This is a genomic window from Thiosocius teredinicola, from assembly GCF_002009425.1.
In the GTDB taxonomy this organism is placed as follows: Bacteria; Pseudomonadota; Gammaproteobacteria; order Chromatiales; family Chromatiaceae; genus Thiosocius; species Thiosocius teredinicola.
In genome coordinates, this window is sequence record NZ_CP019936.1 from 3677657 (window position 1) to 3701387 (window position 23731).

At 59.0% G+C, this 23731-nt stretch carries 24 protein-coding genes and 1 pseudogene; 10 read left to right on the forward strand and 15 right to left on the reverse strand.

What is annotated here, in order from left to right:
* Positions 1 to 5: 5 nt before the first annotated feature.
* Both soeA and B1781_RS17425 read right to left on the reverse strand, forming a co-directional pair.
* Complete coding sequence (gene soeA / locus B1781_RS17420) at positions 6 to 2912, reverse strand: sulfite dehydrogenase subunit SoeA (RefSeq protein ID WP_078120877.1); 2907 nt, start codon at positions 2910 to 2912, stop codon at positions 6 to 8.
* A 227-nt stretch (positions 2913 to 3139) separates the two neighbouring features.
* The gene (locus tag B1781_RS17425; RefSeq protein ID WP_078120878.1) at positions 3140 to 3577 is read right to left on the reverse strand and encodes a hypothetical protein; all 438 of its coding nucleotides are present in this window, start codon (positions 3575 to 3577) and stop codon (positions 3140 to 3142) included.
* A gap of 128 nt (positions 3578 to 3705) precedes the next feature.
* On the opposite strand from B1781_RS17425, the gene B1781_RS17430 reads away from it, so the two are divergent.
* The 5 genes and pseudogenes from B1781_RS17430 to B1781_RS17450 all read left to right on the forward strand — a co-directional run bounded on the left by B1781_RS17430 (position 3706) and on the right by B1781_RS17450 (position 10831).
* Positions 3706 to 4707, forward strand: a complete 1002-nt coding sequence (locus tag B1781_RS17430) for a WD40 repeat domain-containing protein (protein ID WP_164513442.1) — start codon at positions 3706 to 3708, stop codon at positions 4705 to 4707.
* A gap of 273 nt (positions 4708 to 4980) precedes the next feature.
* A pseudogene (locus B1781_RS23635) lies at positions 4981 to 7132 on the forward strand (HAD-IIB family hydrolase).
* On the forward strand, positions 7129 to 7992 hold the full coding sequence (locus B1781_RS17440; protein WP_078120880.1) for an HAD-IIB family hydrolase: 864 nt from the start codon (positions 7129 to 7131) through the stop codon (positions 7990 to 7992). The pseudogene B1781_RS23635 and the gene B1781_RS17440 overlap by 4 nt, the downstream one beginning before the upstream one ends.
* Complete coding sequence (locus B1781_RS17445; protein WP_078120881.1) at positions 7989 to 8849, forward strand: carbohydrate kinase family protein; 861 nt, start codon at positions 7989 to 7991, stop codon at positions 8847 to 8849. The genes B1781_RS17440 and B1781_RS17445 overlap by 4 nt, the downstream gene beginning before the upstream one ends.
* Before the next feature lie 17 nt (positions 8850 to 8866).
* Positions 8867 to 10831, forward strand: coding sequence for an alpha-amylase family glycosyl hydrolase (locus B1781_RS17450; protein WP_078120882.1), 1965 nt, complete (start codon positions 8867 to 8869; stop codon positions 10829 to 10831).
* A 13-nt stretch (positions 10832 to 10844) separates the two neighbouring features.
* Here the strand turns inward: B1781_RS17450 and B1781_RS17455 are convergent, their stop codons facing one another.
* Entirely contained in the window at positions 10845 to 11474 is a 630-nt protein-coding gene (locus B1781_RS17455) for a carbonic anhydrase (RefSeq protein ID WP_078120883.1), read from the reverse strand.
* Positions 11475 to 11927: 453 nt separating this feature from the next.
* Here B1781_RS17455 and B1781_RS23485 point away from each other — a divergent pair, with 453 nt between their 5' ends.
* The 4 genes from B1781_RS23485 to B1781_RS17470 all read left to right on the forward strand — a co-directional run bounded on the left by B1781_RS23485 (position 11928) and on the right by B1781_RS17470 (position 14338).
* On the forward strand, positions 11928 to 12350 hold the full coding sequence (locus B1781_RS23485; protein WP_334223765.1) for an SDR family oxidoreductase: 423 nt from the start codon (positions 11928 to 11930) through the stop codon (positions 12348 to 12350).
* An 18-nt stretch (positions 12351 to 12368) separates the two neighbouring features.
* Positions 12369 to 12887: a Rossmann-fold NAD(P)-binding domain-containing protein gene (locus B1781_RS23490; protein ID WP_334223766.1), complete on the forward strand. Its 519-nt coding sequence runs from the start codon at positions 12369 to 12371 to the stop codon at positions 12885 to 12887.
* A gap of 201 nt (positions 12888 to 13088) precedes the next feature.
* A complete protein-coding gene (locus B1781_RS17465) occupies positions 13089 to 13856 on the forward strand; it encodes an amidohydrolase family protein (RefSeq protein WP_078120884.1) in 768 nt (255 codons plus the stop codon).
* Positions 13857 to 13960: 104 nt separating this feature from the next.
* A complete protein-coding gene (locus B1781_RS17470) occupies positions 13961 to 14338 on the forward strand; it encodes a hypothetical protein (protein ID WP_078120885.1) in 378 nt (125 codons plus the stop codon).
* A 54-nt stretch (positions 14339 to 14392) separates the two neighbouring features.
* On the opposite strand, the gene B1781_RS17475 is transcribed toward B1781_RS17470, so the two are convergent.
* From B1781_RS17475 to B1781_RS17495, 5 genes are all read right to left on the reverse strand, one after another.
* Entirely contained in the window at positions 14393 to 14803 is a 411-nt protein-coding gene (locus B1781_RS17475; RefSeq protein ID WP_078120886.1) for a gamma-glutamylcyclotransferase family protein, read from the reverse strand.
* Between the two features lie 19 nt (positions 14804 to 14822).
* Positions 14823 to 15251, reverse strand: a complete 429-nt coding sequence (locus B1781_RS17480) for a hypothetical protein (RefSeq protein ID WP_078120887.1) — start codon at positions 15249 to 15251, stop codon at positions 14823 to 14825.
* Between the two features lie 80 nt (positions 15252 to 15331).
* On the reverse strand, positions 15332 to 15859 hold the full coding sequence (locus tag B1781_RS17485; protein WP_164513443.1) for a peptidoglycan recognition protein family protein: 528 nt from the start codon (positions 15857 to 15859) through the stop codon (positions 15332 to 15334).
* A 192-nt stretch (positions 15860 to 16051) separates the two neighbouring features.
* Positions 16052 to 16627, reverse strand: coding sequence for a hypothetical protein (locus tag B1781_RS17490; RefSeq protein WP_078120889.1), 576 nt, complete (start codon positions 16625 to 16627; stop codon positions 16052 to 16054).
* Positions 16628 to 16706: 79 nt separating this feature from the next.
* On the reverse strand, positions 16707 to 17159 hold the full coding sequence (locus B1781_RS17495; RefSeq protein WP_078120890.1) for a glutaredoxin domain-containing protein: 453 nt from the start codon (positions 17157 to 17159) through the stop codon (positions 16707 to 16709).
* A 364-nt stretch (positions 17160 to 17523) separates the two neighbouring features.
* On the opposite strand from B1781_RS17495, the gene B1781_RS17500 reads away from it, so the two are divergent.
* Entirely contained in the window at positions 17524 to 18183 is a 660-nt protein-coding gene (locus B1781_RS17500; protein ID WP_078120891.1) for a hypothetical protein, read from the forward strand.
* A 70-nt stretch (positions 18184 to 18253) separates the two neighbouring features.
* Here the strand turns inward: B1781_RS17500 and B1781_RS17505 are convergent, their stop codons facing one another.
* The 7 genes from B1781_RS17505 to B1781_RS17535 form a co-directional block, all read right to left on the reverse strand.
* Positions 18254 to 19108, reverse strand: coding sequence for an alpha/beta hydrolase (locus B1781_RS17505; RefSeq protein ID WP_164513444.1), 855 nt, complete (start codon positions 19106 to 19108; stop codon positions 18254 to 18256).
* Between the two features lie 98 nt (positions 19109 to 19206).
* On the reverse strand, positions 19207 to 19527 hold the full coding sequence (locus B1781_RS17510; RefSeq protein ID WP_078120893.1) for a hypothetical protein: 321 nt from the start codon (positions 19525 to 19527) through the stop codon (positions 19207 to 19209).
* A 356-nt stretch (positions 19528 to 19883) separates the two neighbouring features.
* Positions 19884 to 20339: a hypothetical protein gene (locus tag B1781_RS17515; RefSeq protein WP_078120894.1), complete on the reverse strand. Its 456-nt coding sequence runs from the start codon at positions 20337 to 20339 to the stop codon at positions 19884 to 19886.
* A 127-nt stretch (positions 20340 to 20466) separates the two neighbouring features.
* Positions 20467 to 21042, reverse strand: a complete 576-nt coding sequence (locus tag B1781_RS17520) for a hypothetical protein (RefSeq protein WP_078120895.1) — start codon at positions 21040 to 21042, stop codon at positions 20467 to 20469.
* Between the two features lie 49 nt (positions 21043 to 21091).
* Positions 21092 to 22327, reverse strand: a complete 1236-nt coding sequence (locus B1781_RS17525; RefSeq protein ID WP_078120896.1) for an EAL and HDOD domain-containing protein — start codon at positions 22325 to 22327, stop codon at positions 21092 to 21094.
* A gap of 284 nt (positions 22328 to 22611) precedes the next feature.
* Positions 22612 to 23016 carry a hypothetical protein gene (locus B1781_RS17530; protein ID WP_078120897.1) on the reverse strand — a complete coding sequence of 135 codons (405 nt, stop codon included), beginning with the start codon at positions 23014 to 23016 and terminating at the stop codon, positions 22612 to 22614.
* Between the two features lie 97 nt (positions 23017 to 23113).
* Positions 23114 to 23449, reverse strand: coding sequence for a hypothetical protein (locus B1781_RS17535; protein ID WP_125932152.1), 336 nt, complete (start codon positions 23447 to 23449; stop codon positions 23114 to 23116).
* Positions 23450 to 23731 lie beyond the last annotated feature (282 nt).

A 23731-nucleotide genomic window follows, 5' to 3' on the forward strand; every position in this document is an offset into this window, starting at 1 on the left:
TCCCCTTACTCGATGCCCGTCTTGCGGCGGAACACCCCGGCAAAATAGGCCTGCCACTTGCCGCGCTTGCGATCCTGCCCCGGCACGCGACGCTGCGCGTCGAACTGCGGGAAACTGACAGCCGGTTCGCCCTCTTCGGCCTTGTAGACTTTGACGCGCACGTCGAACCAGGCCGCCTGGCCGGTGACCGGGTCGGAGTTCGACAAGTGCGGCCCCGCTTCGCACGGCGGCAGTTCTTCCGAGATCACGTGGTTCAGCAGGAAGCCTTTCTGCGATTCGTTCGCCTTCGGGGTCAGACCCCAGGCTCCTGCGGCCTTGCCGATGGCATTCCAGGTCCAGACCGTGCCCGGCTCGACCGACTCTGAGAAACGCGCCATGCAACGTACCTTGCCGTGCGGCGACTCGACCCACACCCAGTCACCGTCCTCGAAGCCTTTGGCTGCACCCAGCTTGGGGCTCATGAACAGATAGTTGTAGGTGTGGATCTGACGCAGCCAGGCGTTCTGGCTGTCCCACGAGTGGTACATCGCCATCGGACGCTGGGTCAGCGCATTCAACGGGTACTCGTGGGTGTCGACCAGTTCGGACTCGAGCGTCTCGTGATAGAACGGCAGCGGATCGAAATAGGTTTCGACGCGCTTGGCCAGGTGCTTCGGCGGCTGCTTGCCCGGACGCTTGCCTTGTGCGGCAAGACGGAACTTCTGCAGCACCTCGGAATAGATGTGCACGTTGATCGGCTCGGCGTAACGCGTCATACCGTGGGCACGTGCCCATTCGAGGTAACCCTTGTTCCAGTTACGCATGTACTGGTACGACTTGGGCAACTCGTAATGGAACACGCAGTTGTTCTTGGCGTACATCTCCCACTGGCGCGGGTTCGGTTCGCCTTTGAGGAACTTCTCGCCACCTTTACCGCGCCAGCCCGACAGGAAGCCGATACCGGAGCCCGGCGAGGTCTCGTAGTTGACGACAAAGTCCGGGTAGTCGCGGAACTTGCGCGAGCCATCGTCGTTGACGAAGGCCGGCAGACCGAGGCGCGAACCCATCTCGATCAGCACTTCCTGGAACGGCTTGCACTCGCCTTTCGGCGGTACGACCGGCACACGCACCGAATCGCACGGACCGTCGAATTCGGAGATCGGGCGATCGAGCATCGACAGGGCATCGTGACGTTCGAGGTAGGTGGTGTCGGGCAACACGAGGTCGGCAAACGCCACCGTCTCCGACTGGAAGGCATCGCAGACGATGATGAACGGAATCTTGTATTCGCCGTTCTCGTCCTTGTCGACCAGCATCTCGCGGGTTTTGTCGGTGTTCATCGACGAATTCCATGCCATGTTCGCCATGAACAACAGCAGGGTGTCGATCTTGTAGGGGTCGCCGCGCCACGCGTTGGTGATCACGTTGTGCATCAGGCCGTGCACCGACAGCGGGTATTCCCAGGAGAACGCCTTGTCGATACGCACCGGGTTGCCCTGGTCGTCGACGAACAGGTCGTTCGGATCGGCCGGCCAACCGAGCGGCATGCCGTCGAGCGGCGTGTTCGGCTGCACACCCTCCGGACCTTTCGGCGGCTTGGGGCAAGGCGGGATCGGACGCGGGAACGGCGCCTTGTGGCGGAAACCACCGGGACGATCGATGGTACCGAGGATGGTCATCAGCACACCGAGTGCGCGGATCGTCTGGAAACCGTTCGAGTGTGCGGCCAGACCGCGCATCGAGTGGAACGCAACCGGGTTGCCGACTACCGAGCTGTGCTCGCGGCCCCATACATCGGTCCACTGGATCGGCAGTTCGATCTTCTGGTCACGCGCGGTGACGCCCATCTCGTGGGCGAGTCGGCGAATGGTCTCGGCCGGGATACCGGTGATACCGGCGGCCCATTCCGGCGTGTATTCGGCGACGCGCTCTTTGAGCATCTGGAAGGCCGTCTTGACCGGCTTGCCGTCGACTTCGTAGCTGCCCAGCAAGAACGGGTCGCAGCTTTCGCAACGCACATCGACCGGACCGTTGGTCTTACGGTCCCACCACAGTTTGTTCTGCGCATCGAAACAACCCTCCTCGACCGGACGGTTGGTGCGAATGAACATACCGTAGTCATCCGCAGCGGTATCCAGGTTCACCAACTCGGCGGCGTTGGTGTAATCGACCAGGAACTCGCGGTCATACAGGCCCTGAGAGATGATCTCGTGGGTGATCGCCAGCATCAGCGCACCGTCGGTGCCCGGCTTGATCGGCACCCACTCGTCGGCGATCGCCGAATAACCGGTACGCACCGGGTTGATCGAGATAAAGCGACCGCCGCGACGTTTGAACTTGGAGATCGCCATCTTCAACGGATTGGAGTGGTGATCTTCGGCGGTACCGATCATCACGAACAGCTTGGCGCGATCCAGGTCGGGGCCGCCGAACTCCCAGAACGAACCACCAATCGTGTAGATCAGGCCGGCCGCCATGTTGACCGAGCAGAAGCCGCCGTGCGCTGCGTAGTTCGGCGTACCGAACTGCTTGGCGAACATGCCGGTCAGCGCCTGCATCTGGTCGCGTCCGGTGAACAGGGCGAACTTCTTCGGATCTTCGGCGCGCAGCTTGACGAGGCGCTCTTCCATGATCTGGAACGCGCGGTCCCACGAGATCTCTTCGAAATCGGATTCGCCACGCTTGCCGTTCGGTTTGCGCATCAACGGCTTGGTGATACGCGCCGGCGAGTACTGCTTCATGATGCCCGAGGCACCCTTGGCGCAGATCACACCCTTGTTCAACGGGTGTTCGGGGTTACCTTCGATGTGTCGCACCTCGCCATCGCGCAGGGTGACACGTATCCCACAACGGCAGGCGCACATATAGCAGGTCGTGTTTTTGACCTCGCGATTACCTACCTCGGATTCGACACTCAAAACGGGATCCAACATGCCCTAACCTTTTGATTTATGACCTATTAAGGCGCTTTTATGAAAACAATCTAACATTCTAATATTCGCTATGCCTAATATCAAACCGCGCAGCCGATCGGGGCGTCTCGATGCTCCGCGCAGCGACTCGCAGACATGCGAATACCCTTGTGCCGCAACGCCTGCAGCGACGTCCGGCACATACCCGTCAGTTTTTTGTGTTTTTAGAATTCAGTCGCGGCCGGCGCTCAGTAGCGGAACTTGCGCACCAATTGGTAGCCGTGCTGGTCGGGTTTCCATCCCCAGAAGTAAGACTGTAGATCACGCAGCGCGTCCCATTCGGCCTCTTTATAAGAGGAGGCACTGAAACCGCAGCCCATCGCCGAACGCTGGCGATCGCGGAAATCGGTGAACTCACTGCGGATGACGATGACGAAGGCGTGCTCAAGATTGGACAGGTTCTGCGCGCGAATCACGTCGAGGTGCTTGAGGTAGTCGCCGTATCCCTTGTCGCGCAGCTCGGCCTCAGCCTGTTCTTGCGCTTCGACCGGGTGCGACTTGCCGTAGACCAGGGCGTAATCGAGTGTTTCACCCTGATACTTGGCCATCACGCACGCCGCGCCGCCGGCCATTACCGGCGAACCCCAGAAAAGGATGAATCCCAACACCACAACGATACGCAACACTCGAAGACTCCCCGCGGTTTCCCCTAACAGAGATCGGTCTGACGGCATCAACCTTTAACGGCCTTTCAATGCGCCGCCAAACGCTGCAAGCTTGCCCGATCAGGTTGATCGGTTCGGTGATGGTGCTCATGACGACATTCCACACGACAAAGTATGCGTGCAGTTCGCGGCTGGCGATCGCCGGCGTGTGGCTCGCGCTGAGCTTGTCTCTACTCGGCTGCCAATCCAAGCCGGAGCGTCCCGCCGACCTGATCATCTCCGACGCACACGGCGGCGGCAGCGTGTTGGCGACCAGTCCGGACTCGACACTCGTGGCCTCCGGCGGTTGGGCCGGCCGCATCCGCCTGTGGCGTCTAGAGAGTGGTCAGCGCTACGCCGGCTGGAACGCACACAAAGGCAACGTGACCGGACTGATCTTTTTAAGGGCACAACCCGGTCAAACGCAACGCCTGCTCAGCAGCGGATACGACGGGCGGATCGCGATCTGGTCGGCGACCGGAAGGCTGCTGAGTGAGTGGCAAACCCTCAGCCCGATCACCGCGCTCACCGCGACACCCGATCAGTCGCTGTTCATCAGCGGACACAAAGACGGCAGCGTGCGTGCGTGGAATCCCGACGGTGAGTCCGTCGCCGCCTGGACGAACCTGCACGGCGACTATGTCCGTGCCTTGGCCAGCGATGGCGAAAGACTCGCATCATCGGGTGGTGACGGCGCGGTCTTCGCGTGGCGTGTCGACACCCCTCCCCTACGGCTCGATGCCCCACCCAGCGACGCACGCACCCTGCTGTTCAGCGACGACGGTTCAAACCTGCTCGGCGCCGGTTGGTTTCGACTGTTCCGTTGGCATTTGAGCGACGGTCATCTGGATACCATCGCCACCGAACACCAGGGGATCATCAACGATCTCGCCTACCTCAACGATGGGCGACTCGCCAGCATCAGCCGCCAGACCGACAGCGCCGTGTTGATACTCGAAGCGGGCAGCGGTCGCACCCTGGAAAGGCTGCAACAACACGACCTGTGCGGAACCTCCGTCTCACCGTCGCCCGACGGTCGCTATCTAACGACCAGCAGTGATGACGCCAGCGTACGGATCTGGCAGCTGCCGCCTGCCGGCGCCGCGCATTGAACAAACCACTCAGCACGCCTGCAACCCCGTCCGCATAGCCACCGCGTCGATCACAGGTACAACCCTTGATGCAGAAGCGCCAACTTCTGCTGAAAGCCCGCGTATAACGGTCAACTACCAGACCTGTGACTTAATGCCGGTGCAATATGTCGGCTAAAGGCGGCTACCCCGCTTGGCATCGTGTGCCGCTTTCCCGACAATAGACATGAATCCATTGGCAAAGGACGTAAACACCATCATGTTGTCACTGCCAAACACGGTGATCGGGGCGCTATGAGCAACGACAAACCCGGCAAGTACATCCTACTGATCAGCATCCACGGGTTGATCCGCAGCAACAATCTGGAGCTCGGGCGCGACGCCGACACCGGTGGGCAAACCAAATACGTCGTCGACCTGGCGCGCGCACTCGCCGAACGCGATGAGGTCGACCAAGTCGATCTGATCACTCGCCGCGTCGTCGACAAACACATCAGCGACGACTATGCGCAGCCCATCGAACGACTCACCGACAAGGCACGCATCGTGCGGATCGAAGCCGGTCCGATCAATACATCCCGAAAGAGCAGCTCTGGGATCATCTCGACAGCTTCATGGACAACCTGGTGAACTGGCTGAACGAGGAAGACCGCGCACCCCGATATCGTTCACAGTCACTACGCCGATGCCGGCTACGTCGGCGTACGCCTGGCGCACCTGTTCGCCACGCGCTGGTGCATACCGGCCACTCGCTTGGACGCGACAAGCGCAAACGCCTGCTCGCCCGCGGCCTGACGCGCGAAGCGATCGAGCGCACCTACAACATCGGCCGGCGCATCGATGCCGAAGAAGAGATTCTGGCCAACGCCGACCTGGTGATCACCAGCACGCACAACGAGATCGAAGAACAGTACGGTCTGTACAACTACTACGATGCAGACCGCATGGCGGTGGTACCGCCGGGAACCGATCTCAAGCAGTTTCATCCACCCGATAGCAAAGAAGACATCGCCTTCCGCAAACAGGTCGACCGTTTTCTGCGCAATCCCGACAAGCCGCTGGTACTGGCATTGTCGCGCCCTGACGAACGCAAGAACATCCTGACGCTGATCGAGGCCTTCGGCGAATCGTCAGCGCTGCAGCAGGCAGCAAACCTGTTGATCGTCGCCGGCAACCGCGACGATATCCGCGACATGGATACCGGCGCCCAGGGCGTGCTGACAAACATCCTGTTGTTGATCGATTCCTATGACCTGTACGGGCGCGTCGCGCTGCCCAAGAGCCACCGTGCCGACGAGGTCCCGCAGATCTACCGCATGGTCGCGGCAGGCAAAGGTATCTTCATCAACCCCGCGCTGACCGAACCCTTTGGATTGACGCTGCTGGAAGCAGCCGCCAGCGGACTGCCGATTGTCGCCACCGAAAACGGCGGCCCGGTCGATATCATTGCCAATTGTCACAACGGTGAACTGATCGACCCGTTGGACAAGGAGGCCATCACCCGCAAACTGCTCAAGCTACTGCGCAATGAGCAGCAATGGTCGGTGGCATCGCGCAACGTATCGAGGGTGTACGCAAGCATTATTCGTGGCAGGCACATGCGCAGAACTACATGGCGCAACTCGCCGCCCTGCGACCAAGTATCAGCCGCTGCCGCGCGAAGAAAAACCGCCGCGCGCGCTGCGCTATCGCGACCGTGCGATCTTCACCCGATCTCGATCAGAACCTGATCGGCGAACCCGGCGACGTTGAAGTTGCTGGTCGAGGCGTTGCGCGAAAATCGCAAGTGCGTCACCTTCGGCATCGCGACCGGGCGCCGCATCGATGCCGCGTTGGCGCTGATGAAGAAGCAAGGCATCCCGACACCCGATGTGTTGATCAGCAGCCTGGGCACGCGCATTCACTACGGCCAGGCACTGACGGTCGACGACTACTGGGCCGACCACATCGATCACCACTGGGACCCGAAACCGATCTGGCGCATGATTAGCGAGTTGCCTGGTTTGAAACGCCAGCCGAAGAACGAACAGACGGCGTGGAAGCTGTCGTTCTACTACGATCCCACAAACGCGCCATCCGGTCGACGAGATCATCCGCGCTGATCCGGCAGAAGAACTCACCGCGAACGTGTTCTGCTCGTTCGGTCAGTTCCTCGACATCGTGCCGGCGGCGCGCGTCGAAAGGCCAGGCGTTGCGTTATGTATCTCAGCGTCTCGACATACCCATGGAGCAGATCCTCGCCGCCGGCGGCTCGGGCGCCGACGAAGACATGATGCGCGGCAACACGCTGGCGGTCGTGGTCGCCAACCGGCATCACGAGGAACTGTCGCAGTTGGTCGACCAGGAGAGTATCTATTTCGCTGCGCGTCCGCATGCGGGCGGCATCCTTGAAGCCATCGATCATTACGATTTCTTCAATACCTGCGAGATACCGCACGACTCATGACCGGGCGCCTGCTGATCTGCACCGATTTGGACCGAACATTGATACCCAATGGGCCACAGTCCGAATCGGCGGGCGCACGCAAGCACTTCGCAATGCTGGCGCAGCGGCCCGAGGTCACGATCGCATACGTCACCGGTCGGCATCGCGCACTCGTCGAGCAGGCGATCGGCAACTACCTGCTGCCCGTGCCCGACTTCGTGGTCGGCGACGTCGGCACGACAATCTATCACGTCGGCCCAGAGAAGGAATGGGTGCGACAGACCACTTGGGAACAACAGATTGCCCAGGATTGGGGCGGACGCACCCGCATGGACATCAAATCGCTGCTAAGCGGGCTTCCCGCGCTACGACTGCAGGAATCCGCCAAGCAGAACGATTACAAGCTAAGCTATTACGTACCTTTGCACAGCGACCGCAATACGCTATCCGCCATGATCGATGCCCGCCTGAAGGCCAGTGATGTGAAAGCGCGCCTGATCTGGAGCGTCGACGAACCCGACGGCATCGGCCTGCTCGATGTACTACCGCAACGCGCCTCGAAATATCACGCGATCGAGGCCTTGATGTGCATGCACGACTTCAGCCAAGACAACACCGTGTTTTGCGGCGACAGCGGCAACGACATCGAAGTGCTGGCGAGCGCCATTCCGTCGGTGCTCGTCGCGAACAGCCAGGCCGATGTGCGACAACTGGCACGACAGCTGGCCGAAGATGGTGGCACGTCGGACCGCTTGTACATCGCTGAAGGCGGCTTTCAAGGCATGAACGGAAACTACAGTGCCGGTATGCTCGAAGGCATTGCGCACTATCACCCCGAGGCCGTCGCGTGGATGGCGTTCGACGAGGAGCCGTCTGCGTGAAACAGAAGCTGTGCATTTTCGGTGAGGTATTGTTCGACCATTTCCCCGACGGCAACAGCGTACTGGGCGGCGCCCCATTCAATGTCGCGTGGCATCTGCAGGCCTTCGGCTGTGCACCGCTGTTCATCAGTCGCGTGGGTGACGATGCAGAGGGTGAGTCGGTGCGTAGCGCGATGCAGCGCTGGGGCATGGACACGAGCGGCTTACAGACGGATGCAACCCTGCCGACCGGCAAGGTGGATGTGTCGCTGATCGGCGGCGAACCGAGTTATGACATCGTCAACCCCTGCGCCTACGATGCGATCGAGAAACCGGAGATGGCAAAAGGCTGTCGCTGGCTGTATCACGGCAGCCTGGCGTTGCGTGAGCCGGCGTCGATGCGCGCACTCAAGCACATCACCGATGAACACCCGGGCACCGTGTTTCTCGACGTCAACCTGCGCCCGCCGTGGTGGCAACGCGAGAAAGTGCTGTCGCTGGTCGGCCGCGCCGACTGGGTGAAGCTCAACGGCGACGAGCTCGACGAACTGGCACCCGGCACGTCGGCGAGCGATTTCCTCGATCAGCAGGGATTGCGCGGACTGCTCGTCACGCATGGCGCGAAAGGCGCCGAGGTGCTGACCGCCGCAGGCGAGAGCTTTACCGTTGAGCCCGAACGCGCCGACCATGTCGTTGACACGGTCGGCGCCGGCGATGCCTTCGCCTCGGTGATGATCCTGGGACTGGTGCGCGGATGGCATCTGACCGATACCCTCAAACGCGCTCAAACGTTCGCGTCCAGGATCGTCGGCAACCGGGGCGCCACGGTCGATGACCCGGCGTTCTATGCACCGCTCATCAAAGACTGGAACCTCTAAGACAACAAGAAGCAGTTATGTACGAACAGGTCTCGCATTCTCTTCTCAACGATATCCTCGATGAGCTGAAACCGGACATTCGCAAACGCGATCTGCGGCACTTCTATACGCGGCTCGGTGCCAACTTCTATGCAATCTATTCGCTGTTCCATCACCTCTATGGCCAGCGTGATGATTTCAAACAGCAGATGCTGCGCCTGGTCGAGGTCATGGCCGTGCAGTACACCAAACGCAACACCGACCTCAAACGACTGGATGTCGAACGCGAAAACGACCACGAATGGTTCCTCAACCAGCAGTGGGTCGGCATGGCGCTGTACACCGACGGTTTCGCCGGCAACCTCAAGGGCGTGCAGTCGCACCTGCCCTACATCCAAGAACTCGGCGTCAACATGATGCATTTGATGCCGATGCTCGAATGCCCGGCCGGTGCGAGTGACGGCGGTTACGCGGTGAGCAATTTTCGCGATATCGACGAGCGAGTGGGCACGCTCGAAGAGCTGCGTGATCTCGCCAAGGACATGCGCCGACGCAACATCCTGTTGACCCTCGATGTCGTCGTGAACCATACCTCCGACGAGCATGCCTGGGCGCAGAAGGCGCGCGAGGGCGAGAAGAAGTTTCAGGACTACTACTACGTCTTCGACAACCGCGACATTCCGGATATGTTCGAAGAGACCATGCCCGAGGTGTTTCCGGAAACCTCACCCGGCAATTTCACCTTCGACGAGACGATGAACAAGTGGGTGATGACGGTCTTCAATTCATACCAGTGGGATCTGAACTACAGCAATCCCGCGGTATTCATCGAGATGCTCGACATCATCCTGTTCTGGGCGAACCAGGGCGCGGATATCGTGCGCCTCGATGCCGTTGCCTTTTTGTGGAAGAAGATCGGCACCACCAGCCAGAACGAACGCGAGGCGCACCTGATCCTGCAACTGATGAAGGACTGTAGCCAGGTGACGGCACCGGGCGTGTTGTTCATCGCCGAGGCGATCGTCGCACCGGTCGAGATCATCAAATACTTCGGTGAAGACGCCGTCATCGCCAAGGAATGCGAGATCGCCTACAACGCGACCTACATGGCGCTGCTGTGGGAAGCGGTTGCGACCAAGAACGCCAAACTGCTCAACCAGAGCATTCTGAGCCTGCCGAACAAGCTCGACCGCGCCACCTGGCTGAACTATGTGCGATGCCACGACGACATCGGTTTGGGCTTCGACGACGCCGACATCGCCAAGGTCGGTTACGACCCCTACTCGCACCGCCGCTTTCTGGTCGACTATTTCACCGGCGCCTACGATACCTCGCCGGCGCGCGGCCAGCCGTTCGGGCGTAACGAAAAGACCGGCGACGCCCGCATCTCGGGCGCACTGGCCTCACTCGTGGGTCTGGAAGCGGCGTTGGAGAGCAACGACCACGAAGCCGTCGACCAGAGCGTCAACCAGATTCTGCTGTTGCACAGCATGATCATGTCGTTCGGCGGCATCCCATTGCTGTATTACGGCGACGAGATCGGCACGTTGAACGACTGCACCTTCCTGCAGGACGAGAACAAGGCGCACGACAACCGCTGGATGCATCGCCCGAAGATCGACTGGAGCAAGGCCGAGCTGCGTCAGCAGCACGGCACGGTCGAACAACGCATCTACGATGGCCTGAAGAAGATGATCGCGGTGCGCAAGAGCACACCGGCCTTTGCCGACTACAACAACCGCACGCTGATCGAATCGGAGAACCCGCACCTGTTCGTGTTCATCCGCAACAACCCGTTCATGCAGAACGATAACGTGCTCGTGGTGGCAAACTTCGACAGCTTCCCGCAGTCGTTGACGCTCAGCGACCTGGCCAACCGGGGGCATTTCGCGTTCGGACAGCTACGCGACCTCTACTCGGGCGAGTCGCCTCAGCAGTTCAACGATCAGTTGGTGGTTCCGGCCTATCGTTTCTACTGGCTGACCGACCGAACGGCGTACTGAAGCGACTGCCTGCTTAGCCGGAATCGGGCATACCGTCGAAGAAGTCGACGATACCGGTCTCAAGCGAGTACTCGGCGCCCACCACCAGCAGTTCATCGTGATCGATCAGCGATTCGAGGATCTCGGAGCCATGACGCAGGTTGTTGGCTGCGACGCGCACGTTTGCCCGCACCGCCTGCTCGGTCAGCTCCTGCTTGTTGTTGCGCAATTCGGTCGCCAGCAGCCCCTCGACTGAAGGGCGAATGCGGTCGACGATCGAGCGCAGATTGCGCGATTGCGACTCGGTCGGTCGCTGCAGCTCTTCGAGCGTCGCCTGAACGGCGCCGCAGCGCGTGTGGCCCATGACGACGACCAGGCGGGTACCGAATTTCTCGGCCGCGAATTCGACACTACCGATCTGCGAAGGCGCCACGACATTGCCCGCCACGCGGATAACGAAGAGATCACCCAGACCCTGGTCGAAAATGATCTCGACCGGCACACGCGAATCGGAACAGCCGATGATTACGGCAAACGGTGTCTGACCTGCCAACAAAGCATCACGACGCGTGAGCATCTGCAGATTGTCGAGACTGCGATCACCGGAAGCGAATCGCTGATTGCCCTCGCGCAGCCGTTGCAGGGCCTCCAGTGGTGGAATCATCGGTCGACCGCCTTGCCGCTGGCATCGCCTGTGACTGCTAACAAATGCTTACGCCGTACTACCCTCTGCAAAGCCCTGTCCACCCTCTGAAAGTGTGGCGCAACCTTGACGGATTTAGAGGCGTATCGTCAATTGTCTTGGTCAATACAGACAGGCGAAAAGCGCAAAGCCGCGAGGCAGCAGCAGGCCACGGAGTGCGAGGGCGCCTCGTCTAGTCCGTGTTCAGGCGTTCAGGCTGCGCCGACCTCCTAGACGCAATATTGTCCAGATTTTCAGGTCTCATGTCCTGATTTATGCGCACTTTCGGCCAAACCGTCCAATTTTTGACCTGTTTTTATCCCGGACCGTCTTCTAGACTCGGATAACAATGATGAACTGGTGACCGTCCATGCCCACACGTCGATTGCAGACAGCTACGCCGTGGGCGGAGACGACCGATAGTCGGGAGCTAACATGCGAGTAGCGATTTTTGGTGGAACGGGATTTGTCGGTGGCTACCTGGTCGATGCACTTGTCAGTGCCGGCGTGAAACCCATTGTCATGGTACGCCCTGGCAGCGAACACAAAATGCGCCACCCAGAGCGTTGCCAATTGGTTTCCGGAGACATCAGCGACAACGCTGCCATGTTGCAGATGCTCGATGGCGCCGATGCGGTGATCTATAACATCGGCATTCTGCGCGAGTTCCCCAAGCGCGGTATCACGTTCGACCAGCTTCACGAGAAGGCGGCAATCCGTGTTATCGACGCGGCGCGCTGGACCGGCGTGAACCGCTTCATACTGATGGGCGCCAATGGCGCAAAGGCGGACGGCACGCCGTATCAAATGACGAAGTACCGGGCCGAACAGTACCTGATGAAGACCCGGCTGGACTGAACGGTATTCAGCCCCTCCGTGATCTTCGGCGACCCGCGCGGCCGGATGGAGTTCGCCACGCAGTTGTTGCAGGACATCATCGAACCGCCGATCCCCGCCCCGCTGTTCTACACCGGCATGCTACCCGGTGACGCAGACCCGATCAGACTGACGCCGGTGCACATCGACGACGTCGCCCAGGCATTTGCGCGCGCTCTGCGCGATCCTGCAACGTACGGCAAGAAACTATGCCTCGGCGGTGCCGCCGAGGTTACTTGGCGAGAAATACTGTCGACCATCGCCGACGTTGTGGGCAAGAGCAAACACAAGCTGCCTGTCCCGGCATTCGGCGTGTCGACAGCCGCGCGTCTGCTCGACCGCTTCGAATCTTTCCCGATCACCCACGACCAGCTGCAGATGCTGCTCGAAGGAAACACCTGCCCAACCGATGATCTGATCAGTCTTGGCATCACACCAAAGGCGTTCGGTGCACATGAACTCACTTACCTGCTGAAAAATCGGAAACTCGATGCCGGACTGCATGAGCGTGCGGCATAACCTTGCATCGACTCATTTCACGCGCTGCGCGAACTACCATCGCGCGTCTACACGGCGTTCGTCGAACCCGAGTGCGGAGAGCGACCCGGTGAAAGCGCGCAACCTGAACGGCTGACACGCACGCAGCAAGAACGGGTTCCCCCTGCTCCACCGCCGGGGTAGTCTTGGTGGCATGTCTCTGCCACTTACCATGCCGGCCTGATGCCGCCCACACCGACATTGTTCGATGCCCATCTGCATATCATCGAACCGGGCTTTCCTCTAACCGAGAACAACGGCTTTCTGCCACAGCCTTTCACCTGTCACGACTACATCACGCGGATGGCTGCGAGCCATGTCGTCGGTGGCGCCGTAGTGTCGGGGTCATTTCAAGGCTTCGATCAGAGTTACCTGCTGCACGCATTGAAGAGGCTCGGCCGCGGCTACGTCGGCGTCACCCAAGTGCCCGCATCGATTGCCGACGACGACATTGTCGAGCTGCACGCCGCTGGGGTTCGGGCAGTGCGCTTCAACCTGAAACGGGGCGGCTCAGAAGACATCACCCATCTGGACAGCCTTTCCCGCAGGGTATTCGAACTCGCAGGTTGGCATACCGAGCTGTATGTCGACGCACACGACCTGGTCGATATGCTGCCAACGATCGGCAAACTGCCGGCGATCAGTATCGACCACCTGGGACTTTCCAGCGACGGACTACCGCATCTGTTAAGGCTCGCTGAGCAAGGCGCAAAGGTCAAAGCGACAGGTTTCGGCAGAGTCGATTTCGACGTGGCAAGCGCGCTGCGGCAACTGTACGCCGCGAACCCCGAATGCCTGATGTTCGGCACCGACCTACCGTCGACACGCGCACCGCGCGCCTACCAGGATGATGACCTGAACTTGATCATGGAGACGTTCGACGAAACGGCCGCAAACAAGATTCTGGTTGCTAACGCGTTGGCGCTGTATCGACCGGCGAGTCTCACATAGGCTCGCTTTCTGATGAATGCCGGGCTCGCCGCTTCCTGGCGATGGGGTTCATTGGCCGTTTTCAATAGAATGGCACGGTCCGATGGAACGACAGCCTTTGCTCTATGATCGACAAACTTCAGAAGGTCGCCCGCACAATCCGCTTTCTACGCTGGCCCGCCGTGGTCGTCGGCGTTGGTTGCGTCGCCCTGTTCGTCTATACCCTGGTTACCTCGGCCTCTGCCGAAGGCGATCGCTACCTGATCCCGAGTATCGTCGGTCTATGCTGGGCATTGAGTACCTACGCATTGATCACCGCCTTTCATCGGGTGCCTCCCAAGGCGGACTCATCAAGCAGACTGTTTCACCGCCTGCTCAGGGCACTGCACCGTGCATGGTATTGGTTGATTGCGTTGGTGTTCTTCGCCACGAGCATCGGCGTCATTGCGGTAACATGGCGGCTCGTTATCGTCTGGCTGGCTGACTTCGGTAACAACAGCTAGCGCCTTGCAGCAGCGTGATAACCGTTCGCCAGATTCACCCGTGGCCGAACTGAATCAGCCCGTTGGGTTCGGCAGTCCCAGTTTCTGCATGACGCTGATCAGGCGGTGCAGATAGTCCGGATTGTCCTCATCGTCTGCCGGTGGCATGCGCAGGTTGCAGCACAAGGCTGGACTCACTGCACCGTCCAAGGTCTCCACCAGCACTGCCTCGGCGATGTAGGCATCCAGACCGGCTCCCCAATACAGGCTCTCGATTTCAGGATACGTTAGCCGGTAGACCATCCCATACGCACTCGCATCATCGTCACGCAACAGCGTGGCCATTTTGCCGACACGCAAGCGATAGCCAGCTACACGAGCCTTCTCCGGGTTGCGGGGTTCGACACCTTTATCACGCAAGATATCGGGATCCATGTACAAGCCGTAGAAGAATACGCGGTGCAGTCGATTCAGTGAGTTGTCCATAACAGGCCGGACAGCAGAATCAGTTGGCCTTGTGTTTTGCGATATAGGCTTCCAACCCTGGATCAAGCTGTTCTGTGCCCGACGGATAGACGTGGCATGTCAACGTTGCGTAGTTGTCGAGATCAGTGCCGATAACGCAGGTTTCTTCAAACCGAAAGCCTTCCTGTTCAAAGCGGATTCGCACCACTTTAATCTTATCGCCAGTCGCCTTCTCAATTGCCCCGCTACCGACGACCGACTTGCCGCCGACCTCGCGAGTAACGCGCATCCCGTCGCCGGCCACCTCGAAAACGGCCTGGCCGTAGTAGCTCTCCTCGGATCCCACACCTTTGCCTATCAGGTGATAGGTGCCCAACACATAGTCCCGCAGAAACTCGTCAGGTAGCTCTTCCGCCCCGACCGAGGCCGTAGCCAGGAAAGCCGCCATCACCAAGATCCATTTTTTCATCCTGTATCTCCAGATGTTGCCGCCGCAACAGAATATGAACGTGGAGTTTTGCCTATGCGCTTCACCCAAGAACAACCGCGCTACGCTTGTGCAATCTCCTTGCGGAAGCGCTCCATTGGAAAGTGTTTACCGGGACACTTCGTCTGCTCGCCGTCGACGTGTCCATGGCCGTCCACATGGTCCGCTGCAATCCTGTAACGCTTCATGAGCGCTTTGGTCAAACCCACCAAGGCATCGTACTGCTTTTGCGGAACCGCATGCTGCTCAAAGTTGCCGATCAGGCAGATACCGATGCCGCGCATGTTGCGGTCCGAGTTTCTGCCCGACACGTGGGCGCCCCAGATACCGTACTCCTGTCGCCAATCGGACGCGACCTCACCCATCGCCATGCCGTTTCCGTTGCCGATAACATAATGGTAGGGAATCGCATCAACCGGATCGCGCACCTGGCGCTCTCTATGCACCTGCTGCAGAAATGCGATGTTGCCGAAGCCGCCGGCACTGTGGTGCACCACGATGTATTTCCAGCGCTCACCCCAGTACCAGCCCGCACTGCCCAGCGCGGCGACTGAGACCAACGATGTCGTTAGGAATTTTCGGCGATTCATGGACTCCGCCCCCGGCATATCGTCGATCCTGGTTCGGTTTCGCAGCGGTTCCCAGATACTACGGCTTGCAGAGAACCCCCTGCCGCTTGTGACCCCAGGCCACCTCTGGCCGGCGCTTACAAAGCATAAAAATACAGAGATCGCGCAAGGCCGGCCGATGACTGGTACACAGTTGCGACTGTTCCGCCAAACTCACTCGCTGGTCTGCGGATTCGCCGCTGCCTGCCCGAGATCTACCGAACTGCAGTCCGCCCCACTCGCGATGCGCCCGGCAAAACCGTCGTCAGCCGGAACCAGAAATAAGAACACGCACTGATCGACTTCGAACCCCGCGTACGCGCTAGGTACACGGTACAAGCCGTCGTCGCTGCCTTTCACGAGATACTCAAACCCATCCTCAACCTGCGGACGGCGATCGCTACAATTGTCCCCGAGTTCCGCGGTGGGTATTTGAAGCAATGCCGCCTGCCGGTACAGATAGCCCAATGCGTACCCACCATGAAACTCGATACTTTGGGCGATCCCGCGATTGAACGTAGGATTCGTGAAAGGGTCTTCGCGTACTTCGCGACTCTCAGGCAGGTTGACCGTCAGCTCTCCATCGATCTGACGTTTGTGCAAAACAGTCGCTGTGAGCTTCCGCTCATCCGGGTTCTCGACAGCAACGCAGGGATACAAGGTGATACAACCTGAAACCCACGGCAACATCAGGCAGAGCAATACCGCCCTTGTCGCCATGTAGAACCACACATTTCTGTTCCGCTTCATGTCCGGCTTCCCATTGCCGCGCTTTTTTGTGTCTCGAATTGTATCAGCGCAAGTCACATGCCCGGGTTCAAACGCTGAGCTATTGAACCCCGGCCCGCGCGTAGAGACGCTCAAATCCCTTCTCTGAGAAACCATTCATCCGCTGCTTGCCAACCAAGATCACCGGCACGCCGCGCGCTCCCAGTCGATCGTATTCGCGTTTGGCTTTGGCGCTCTTTTCGATATCGTATTCCGTGAAAGCAATGTTGTTCGAACGGAAATACTGTTTGGCCTTTTTGCAGTAACCGCACCAACTCGCCGAGTACAGCACCACTTTCTTGCCGGTGTCGAATATCGAGGTGTCGTAGCTGACACTCTCATAGGTGTTCACCCGCACTTCGACCTTTTCAGTCTGCTGATCGACAGGCGGTTTGTCGGTGAAATGCACTTTGCCGTTGGCGTCAGTCCACCGATAGATATCTGCCGGCGCAGCGCTTGTCACCAGCAAACCGATGAGTGACAGCGGCACAACGGCGCCCAAACACTTTTTCATAATTCATCAACATCCCTGAAACCTTCAAGCGATTATGGCGCAAAAGCGTTTCGTTGATCGCGCCACTCGATGCATCAACGTCCGACGCACCGTGCAGTGAAAGCACAAAGGACCTTTCTTAGGAAGATGCTTCACAGCAATCAAGCATGCTCCATAGGCCTCCAACAAGCGTCAGAAACATTTACAAATTTACAATTAGAATCAAATTCCTTACCGATTAAGCTTTTGACTGAGCGTTCATTTTCGTTTCGCCCATGGGTATTGGCATGATTTGTGGAGGCATCGACACGGCCAAGGCGAGGCGCAGATCTCGCAAGTACGTTGTTATAGCTGTTGGAAGTAGTTGCAAGGACTTATAGGACAAATGAAACAATATAAATGGACTGTGTTTGCCATTCTCTTCGTTGCACTCGTTGCCCCCGTATATGCATCGGTCATCACCGAAACCCGTCACGTCACCATCGATTCGAACTCAAGCTTTGCTACGGTGATAAGCGCCGGAGGCGAGAGCTTTATCCCTAACCAAACATTGACGACCCGGCTGCGTGGCGAATTTGACGTCGTGTTCGAAACCTACATCTGGGGCGAGGTCTACAACCTGGTGTCGAGCAATGGGGAGTTGTTGACGACGATCTATGAATATCCGCCGGAGACATGGATCAAGTTTGAGAACGTTAATATCTTTGGTATCGACGAAACGGTCGGCATCGATCTGTCGATCCCGACCCGCCTTTCGAATCAAACGCTGGAAGGCAGCGACCACCCCTGCTGGTTCCCAAGTGACCCGCGTTCACTTTGCACAGGATTCACCAACGGGCCACTGTCGTCGCTCGAAGGCATGCTGACTGACGACGCAATCAGTTTGACGGGCGACTTTCCCGTTGGCTTTTTTGGCGCGGGGACGACATTCACCATCAACGGCTTTTTTGCCGATCCGGCGGCATCCGCTGGTGAAGTCCCGCTACCACCTACCTGGCTGCTTATCGCAGCAACGCTGTTCGCCGCCCGACGCAGGTTCAGCTGACATCCACCGTCGGTGACCCTTAGGCAACTGCCCGGCGACCCACATTGCCGGGCAGTTCAGAATGACCTGCTCAACGTAGATTCGCATTCAGGAACTCCAGCACACGCGCTTCATACTCCTTTCCCGCAAAACGGTGCAGGTCCTGGTGCGAAGCGCCGTCAACAATCCATAGCTGCTTCGGCTGCGGCGCTTGAGCAAAGAGCGACTGGGTATCTTCCAGGCGCGTATGCTGGTCTTGATCGCCGGCGATCAACATCACCGGTGCTTTGACCCGGCGAATAGCAGCAAGCGGTGACAACGACTGCTCGGATACGCCCAACCTGGGTTCCACCTGCCATACCAGCAGCGACGTCATCAATCTGCCGGGGTCTCCAAGGCGGACAACCAGGCGGTTCTCGACAGCCTGTTCGAAGGTGCTGTAAACGGCCTCGAGAACCAAAGCATCGGCATCGAGCGGCGCATCTCCGAGCAGCGCCGCCGCACCGCCGAGAGATACACCGATCACACCGACAGGTCGACCATCGACCTTCTTGCGCAGAAAACCCAGCGCCGCACGCGCATCCTCGGATTCGAGGTAACCGAATGTAATCTGGTGTCCTTCGGTTTCGCCATGAGCCTGGAGGTCGATCATCAGCACGGCATAGCCGGTCCTGTTGAGAAACGCTGCGCGTTCGATCATCTCTCGACGGTCCGATCGCAGGCTGTGAAGCAACAACACGCCGCCTCGGGCTTCACTGCCACCCATGAACCAGCCATTGACCAGTCCACCGCTGGGACGGGCTATCGCGACGACATCGGTTCCGCTGGAACGTGGCGGGCTCCCCACGGCGCGTTGCTGTGGTGCCGACAACACGCTACCCACCCACAGCACACCCGCGGCAGCCAACAAAAAGAGTGATGCGATAACAATCAGGAAGTTCTTCATCCCAACAGAACCAGCGTATGACGACATACCGCAAGACCGGGCTCGAAAGACCGCAGCGCGGCGGAAACGGGCACCCGCCCTATCGGGTGCCCTGCGCCTCAGTCTACTTCAACACAGGAAGTCTGATCGTCGTTGCAGACCACAATTTTGATACGACAGATTTCGAAGTCGTACTGATTGATATGACACGACCAATAGGTACCTACGATCAGCGGTACAGGTTCAGACGTGGGAATCTTATGAATCTTGAGCGACCGACTGACATCTCTCGGAAGAACAGACACCGTCTGCCTGAGATCCGGAGGAATCTCGGCCGCTTGTTGGTAGTCAGCATAATCGGCAGCCTGCGCCGCGCCGATCGAATGCATCAAGGCCACCGTCGCAATGAACGCCCATCCCTGAAGTGCAGAATTACGCATTTTGAATCTCCCTTTCATCCCTCTTGAGTTGGACCGGCAATGCTCACCAGAGGGAACACGTGGGCATTGCACTGGTGCAACGTGAGAGACAAAGGAAGAGACGACGGATCGACGCCCGCCTTGCGAGCCTCAATACCGAATGACAAACCAACTTCCGTGTTCAGCAAGCAACGCTGCTATGTCTGCAGCGACTGATGCACTCCCTATGCGACGCCGACAACCTGTACAAACGGCACCGGCGGCCCTTCCGTGGTCTCATGATGCACCCCTTACAGGCTAGACAAGGCGTGGTTGTCGGCAAGGTGGGGAAATGCGCGCTGACTTGTAGGCAAACTTCCCGGTTGGATGTGAACGCGCTATTGGTCTAGCGTTGCACCCGATTCTGTCCATGGAATGCGCGACTGACTGCCGTACATGTACAAGGCAAAGTAGATGGGCAGGTAGAGCAGCAGTGCAACACTGACAGCATCAAAGAAAACAGCATCAAGGGGTATGGATTCGCTCGAACCGTCAACGAACCCCACGTAGGTAAGGACGATATCCGTGAGCAGCAGCACGTAAAAGTAGGCACGCCAGAATCGGGGACTCGCAATGCGCTTGCAGAAAGCAAATCCAAAGACACCCAGCAAGGCAATCAACATCGTGGCCGTGCCTACGTAGTCGTACCAAGCCAGATTCCACTCGACGAGTTCCCAGAACGATGTCACGGCAGTCAGCACCAGGATGACGAGGAAGTAGACTTTCCACCACACCGAACGCGTTTCGACGGCATGGTAGTCAAGATCGGCCTTCGGCGGACGGCAGGGATCCAACGTCAATTTTCCTTAGTATTGCTACCTGTCATCGATGTGGATCTGGTGAATCGGCTTTTGGTTGCCCGCAACGCGAGAAAACACGACGGCGCTTGCCTTGAATGCGCTCGCACGACCGCTTGCCGGATCATGCAGGTCGCCGTCGGACAAACTGCATGGCGAACCCGATCATACCAAGCGCCCAACCCAACCATCCGACCTCAGGCGTCACCCTGCCGGTGTAGCTACCCGCCACGAGCGCAACACCCACGATGTAGAGACCCCACATGAGCATCACATAGGTCGGCCACAGTTTGATGTGTTTTTGTTTGATGCCTGCCTGCGTCAAGAACGAACCAATGTCCGCCGAATCGAAAACGTCGTCGAAGTCGAGTGTCGAATCCTGTTCGCCCGCCGTCATCAGCTCTTTTTCGACCAGCCCATCGATGATCCGGCCAACATCTTCGCTTCGGTCGATTCCGGTCAGGATCAGAATCTCTTTGACCGACCCGCCCGGCGTTTCGTTGGCTTCAGCGACCACCGCCCGGCAGATATCGTAGGCAGAGAGTTCGATGCGCGGCGAGTCGGGATGATTGTCGTGCTGTTGCTGCTCCAGGCGGTGGCACGCGCCCCAGATCCAAGCGATCGTTTCCTTTCTGTAGCCCAGCGACTGCGAGAGTTCGATCAGGCGAGCGTCGATCTGATCGTCCGTGAGTTGTTCCATGCTGCAGTTCCTTCGGGATGGGGTCGGCCAACGCCGCCAGCCGGGGTTGTTACATCTGCCCGGTCACACCGTAGGTCCAATGCAGGGCCTCTCGATATACGGTTTGCAGATCGTCTTCCGTCAGATTGCCGAACTTCATCTCGGGCCAGTGCACCTGCTCCATGGCAACTGCACAGGTAAGCGCCTCGCCCATCTGACCCTCGCGCTGCAGAATTGCCGCCTTGACAGGCTCGGCCAAAGGCAGGTTGCCGATCACCTTCCGAATGGGCTGGTCCATCAGGATATCCAGCGCAGAGAACATACCGACGGTGAAATAGCCGTCGGGCAGGATTTGCAGATGTGTCGCCAGCAGCTCGCAAACCTTGGCGCGCATCAAGGCGATCTCGATCATCGCCATGGGCTGATCGCCCGAGCCGCTCAACGCCAGCAGTGACACCAATTTGCGTATTTCATCGCGCCCAAGCAGTACCACCGCACGCTTGACTGAATCGACCTCGCTGCGCAACGCAAAGAACGGTGAGTTGACCAGTTTCAACAGGCGCACGCTCAGCGATACATCGCGCACGATCTTCTCTTCGAGCTCGGCGACCGTCGTATCGGGGTTGTGTACCGCCGCGAGCAATTCCATCACGGTCAGCTTGCTTACGCTCAGCTCACGAACATGGTGAGCGCGCGGGCTACCGAGAAAATAGCCCTGAAAATAGTCGTAGCCTTCGCGCCGATAGCGGTCGTAATCTTCGAGCGTCTCGATCTTCAGCGCGCGTAGCGCAAGATGTTTGTAGCGCTGTACGAACTTGGTGAAACGTTCGAGCTGAGTCGGGTCGATCTGTTTCACATCGACGCGCAGATGGTCGGCGGTCTCCATCATTCGCTTGTCTTTGATCGACTGCAGGCCGCCGATCGACAAGGTGTAACCCAGCTCTTTGAGCTGGTTGAGATCGGATATCAGGGTATCGTCTGCAACCAGGTTGTCGGGCAGGTCGAGCACGATCTGCTCGGCCGGCAGCTGGATCTGCGGCATCACATTGAGAAAGGCCCGGGTAACATTGATGACCGCCATTCGGTCATAGACCAACTCATGCAACCCCGTACCCAGCACGGAGGCAGTCAGCACCTGCGCGGTCGCCTGGGTGGATTGAACGGGCACCGTCGAACCCGCCGGCGGGCGAAACAGCAACTCGTAGCCATACACCCCCATCTGGCCGTTGTAGATCGGCTGGCGGGCGATCATCAGTTTGTGCTCGGCGGTCGGTTGTGACACGGCGTCGGCTGCTGGGGCGTCCATGAAAGACTTTGTCCTGATTGTAGATAGGAGAGTTGCCGGTGGTAATAGGCGCTTCGACAAAACGATCGGTTAAGTCTCGCGATCGGGCCGGTGGAAGGCAAAAAAGCGCCAAATACCGCAATTTCCGCCTGGCGGACCGACGCAGCGGGCGGCGAAACTCAGCGCCGACCTTGGGAATATAGCGGCAGAAATGGACAGGAATTGACGTACCGACAATGGGGTATCGGGCAAGCTTCCCAGGGTCGCAAGCGGCTGGGTGGCGGCTGGCCGGACGTCAAGAACGACTAGATGTCGTACTCAAAGTGCCAATGGTCGCCGGTCTGCGCGAGCGCCTCGAACACCTTTTTGAATTCCTCAAGTTCGGCCAGCACGGCTGTGCGAGTCTGCTCGCTGAGGGAATGATAACTGCGCACCCTGTCGACGTAGTCACCCATCAGCACCACACCCTGTTGCGCCTCGATCCAGAGCGGCGGATTGGCTGCGGCAATCTGTTCGTCGGTCGCACCCGCATCGCGCAGGAAATCAAACAATTGATCGTCCGGCAGATAGACGCACTCATCCAGACGCTTAAGACCGAACTCTTCGCCGATGGCCGATATGGCACCCAGGTGCAGCAACAGCATGGCGCCATGATTGGCCAACTGACCGAACTCGCCGGCCTCCTTGGCGACGACGTAGATCACGCTCATCCTGTACCTCCGCGGCTCGAGGCCCAGAAGATAGCACGCGGGGCGCGGACGACGGGATTTGAGACGGCTGTTGCGGCCAACAAGGGCCGCACCGCAGTCAGGCCTGACGCAGGCTCAGCTCGTTGGCCAATCGAACCAGTAACGTGCGGCGGGCGGTCGCGTGTTGCGCCGCGTGGATCAAGTTACGGGCAGTCACCGAGCTGTTCAATGATCGCCAACCGCCGCCGGGTACACGGTCTACCGACACGATATCCCACGCTGTGCCCTTGGAGTTGGGCTGTACGTGGTACGCCCGCACGCCGGCCTCGTCGAGCAATAGTCTTAGAGCCTTGCTGGCGTCCAGCGACCGGATGAGCGAGCGATCCGCCGCTTCGTCGTGCCGTCCGCGATCTGGCTCTGTGCGTTCTTGTTTGATTGCCAATGCTGTAGTCACTGCTGCGCTTCCCGAATTCGAGTTCCAACGTCCGGCCCACTGCCGGCATAACGGAACAGCACGAATCGCGCCATGGCTCAGGATGCCCGTCTTTGCGTCAACGAAGGTATTGAACGCGGCCGATTACCGCCAATGTGGTTTGATTTCCGCCAGCACGGTCCGGCGCAAATGCGCACTTGCGTGGTCGACTAGGTCTGCATCGTTTGCGATCGTGGCTGTGAGACGCGGCGGCGTCCCGCAGTGTGCGCAACAAAGCAAGTCAGGCCACCCCCGATAGCGTGC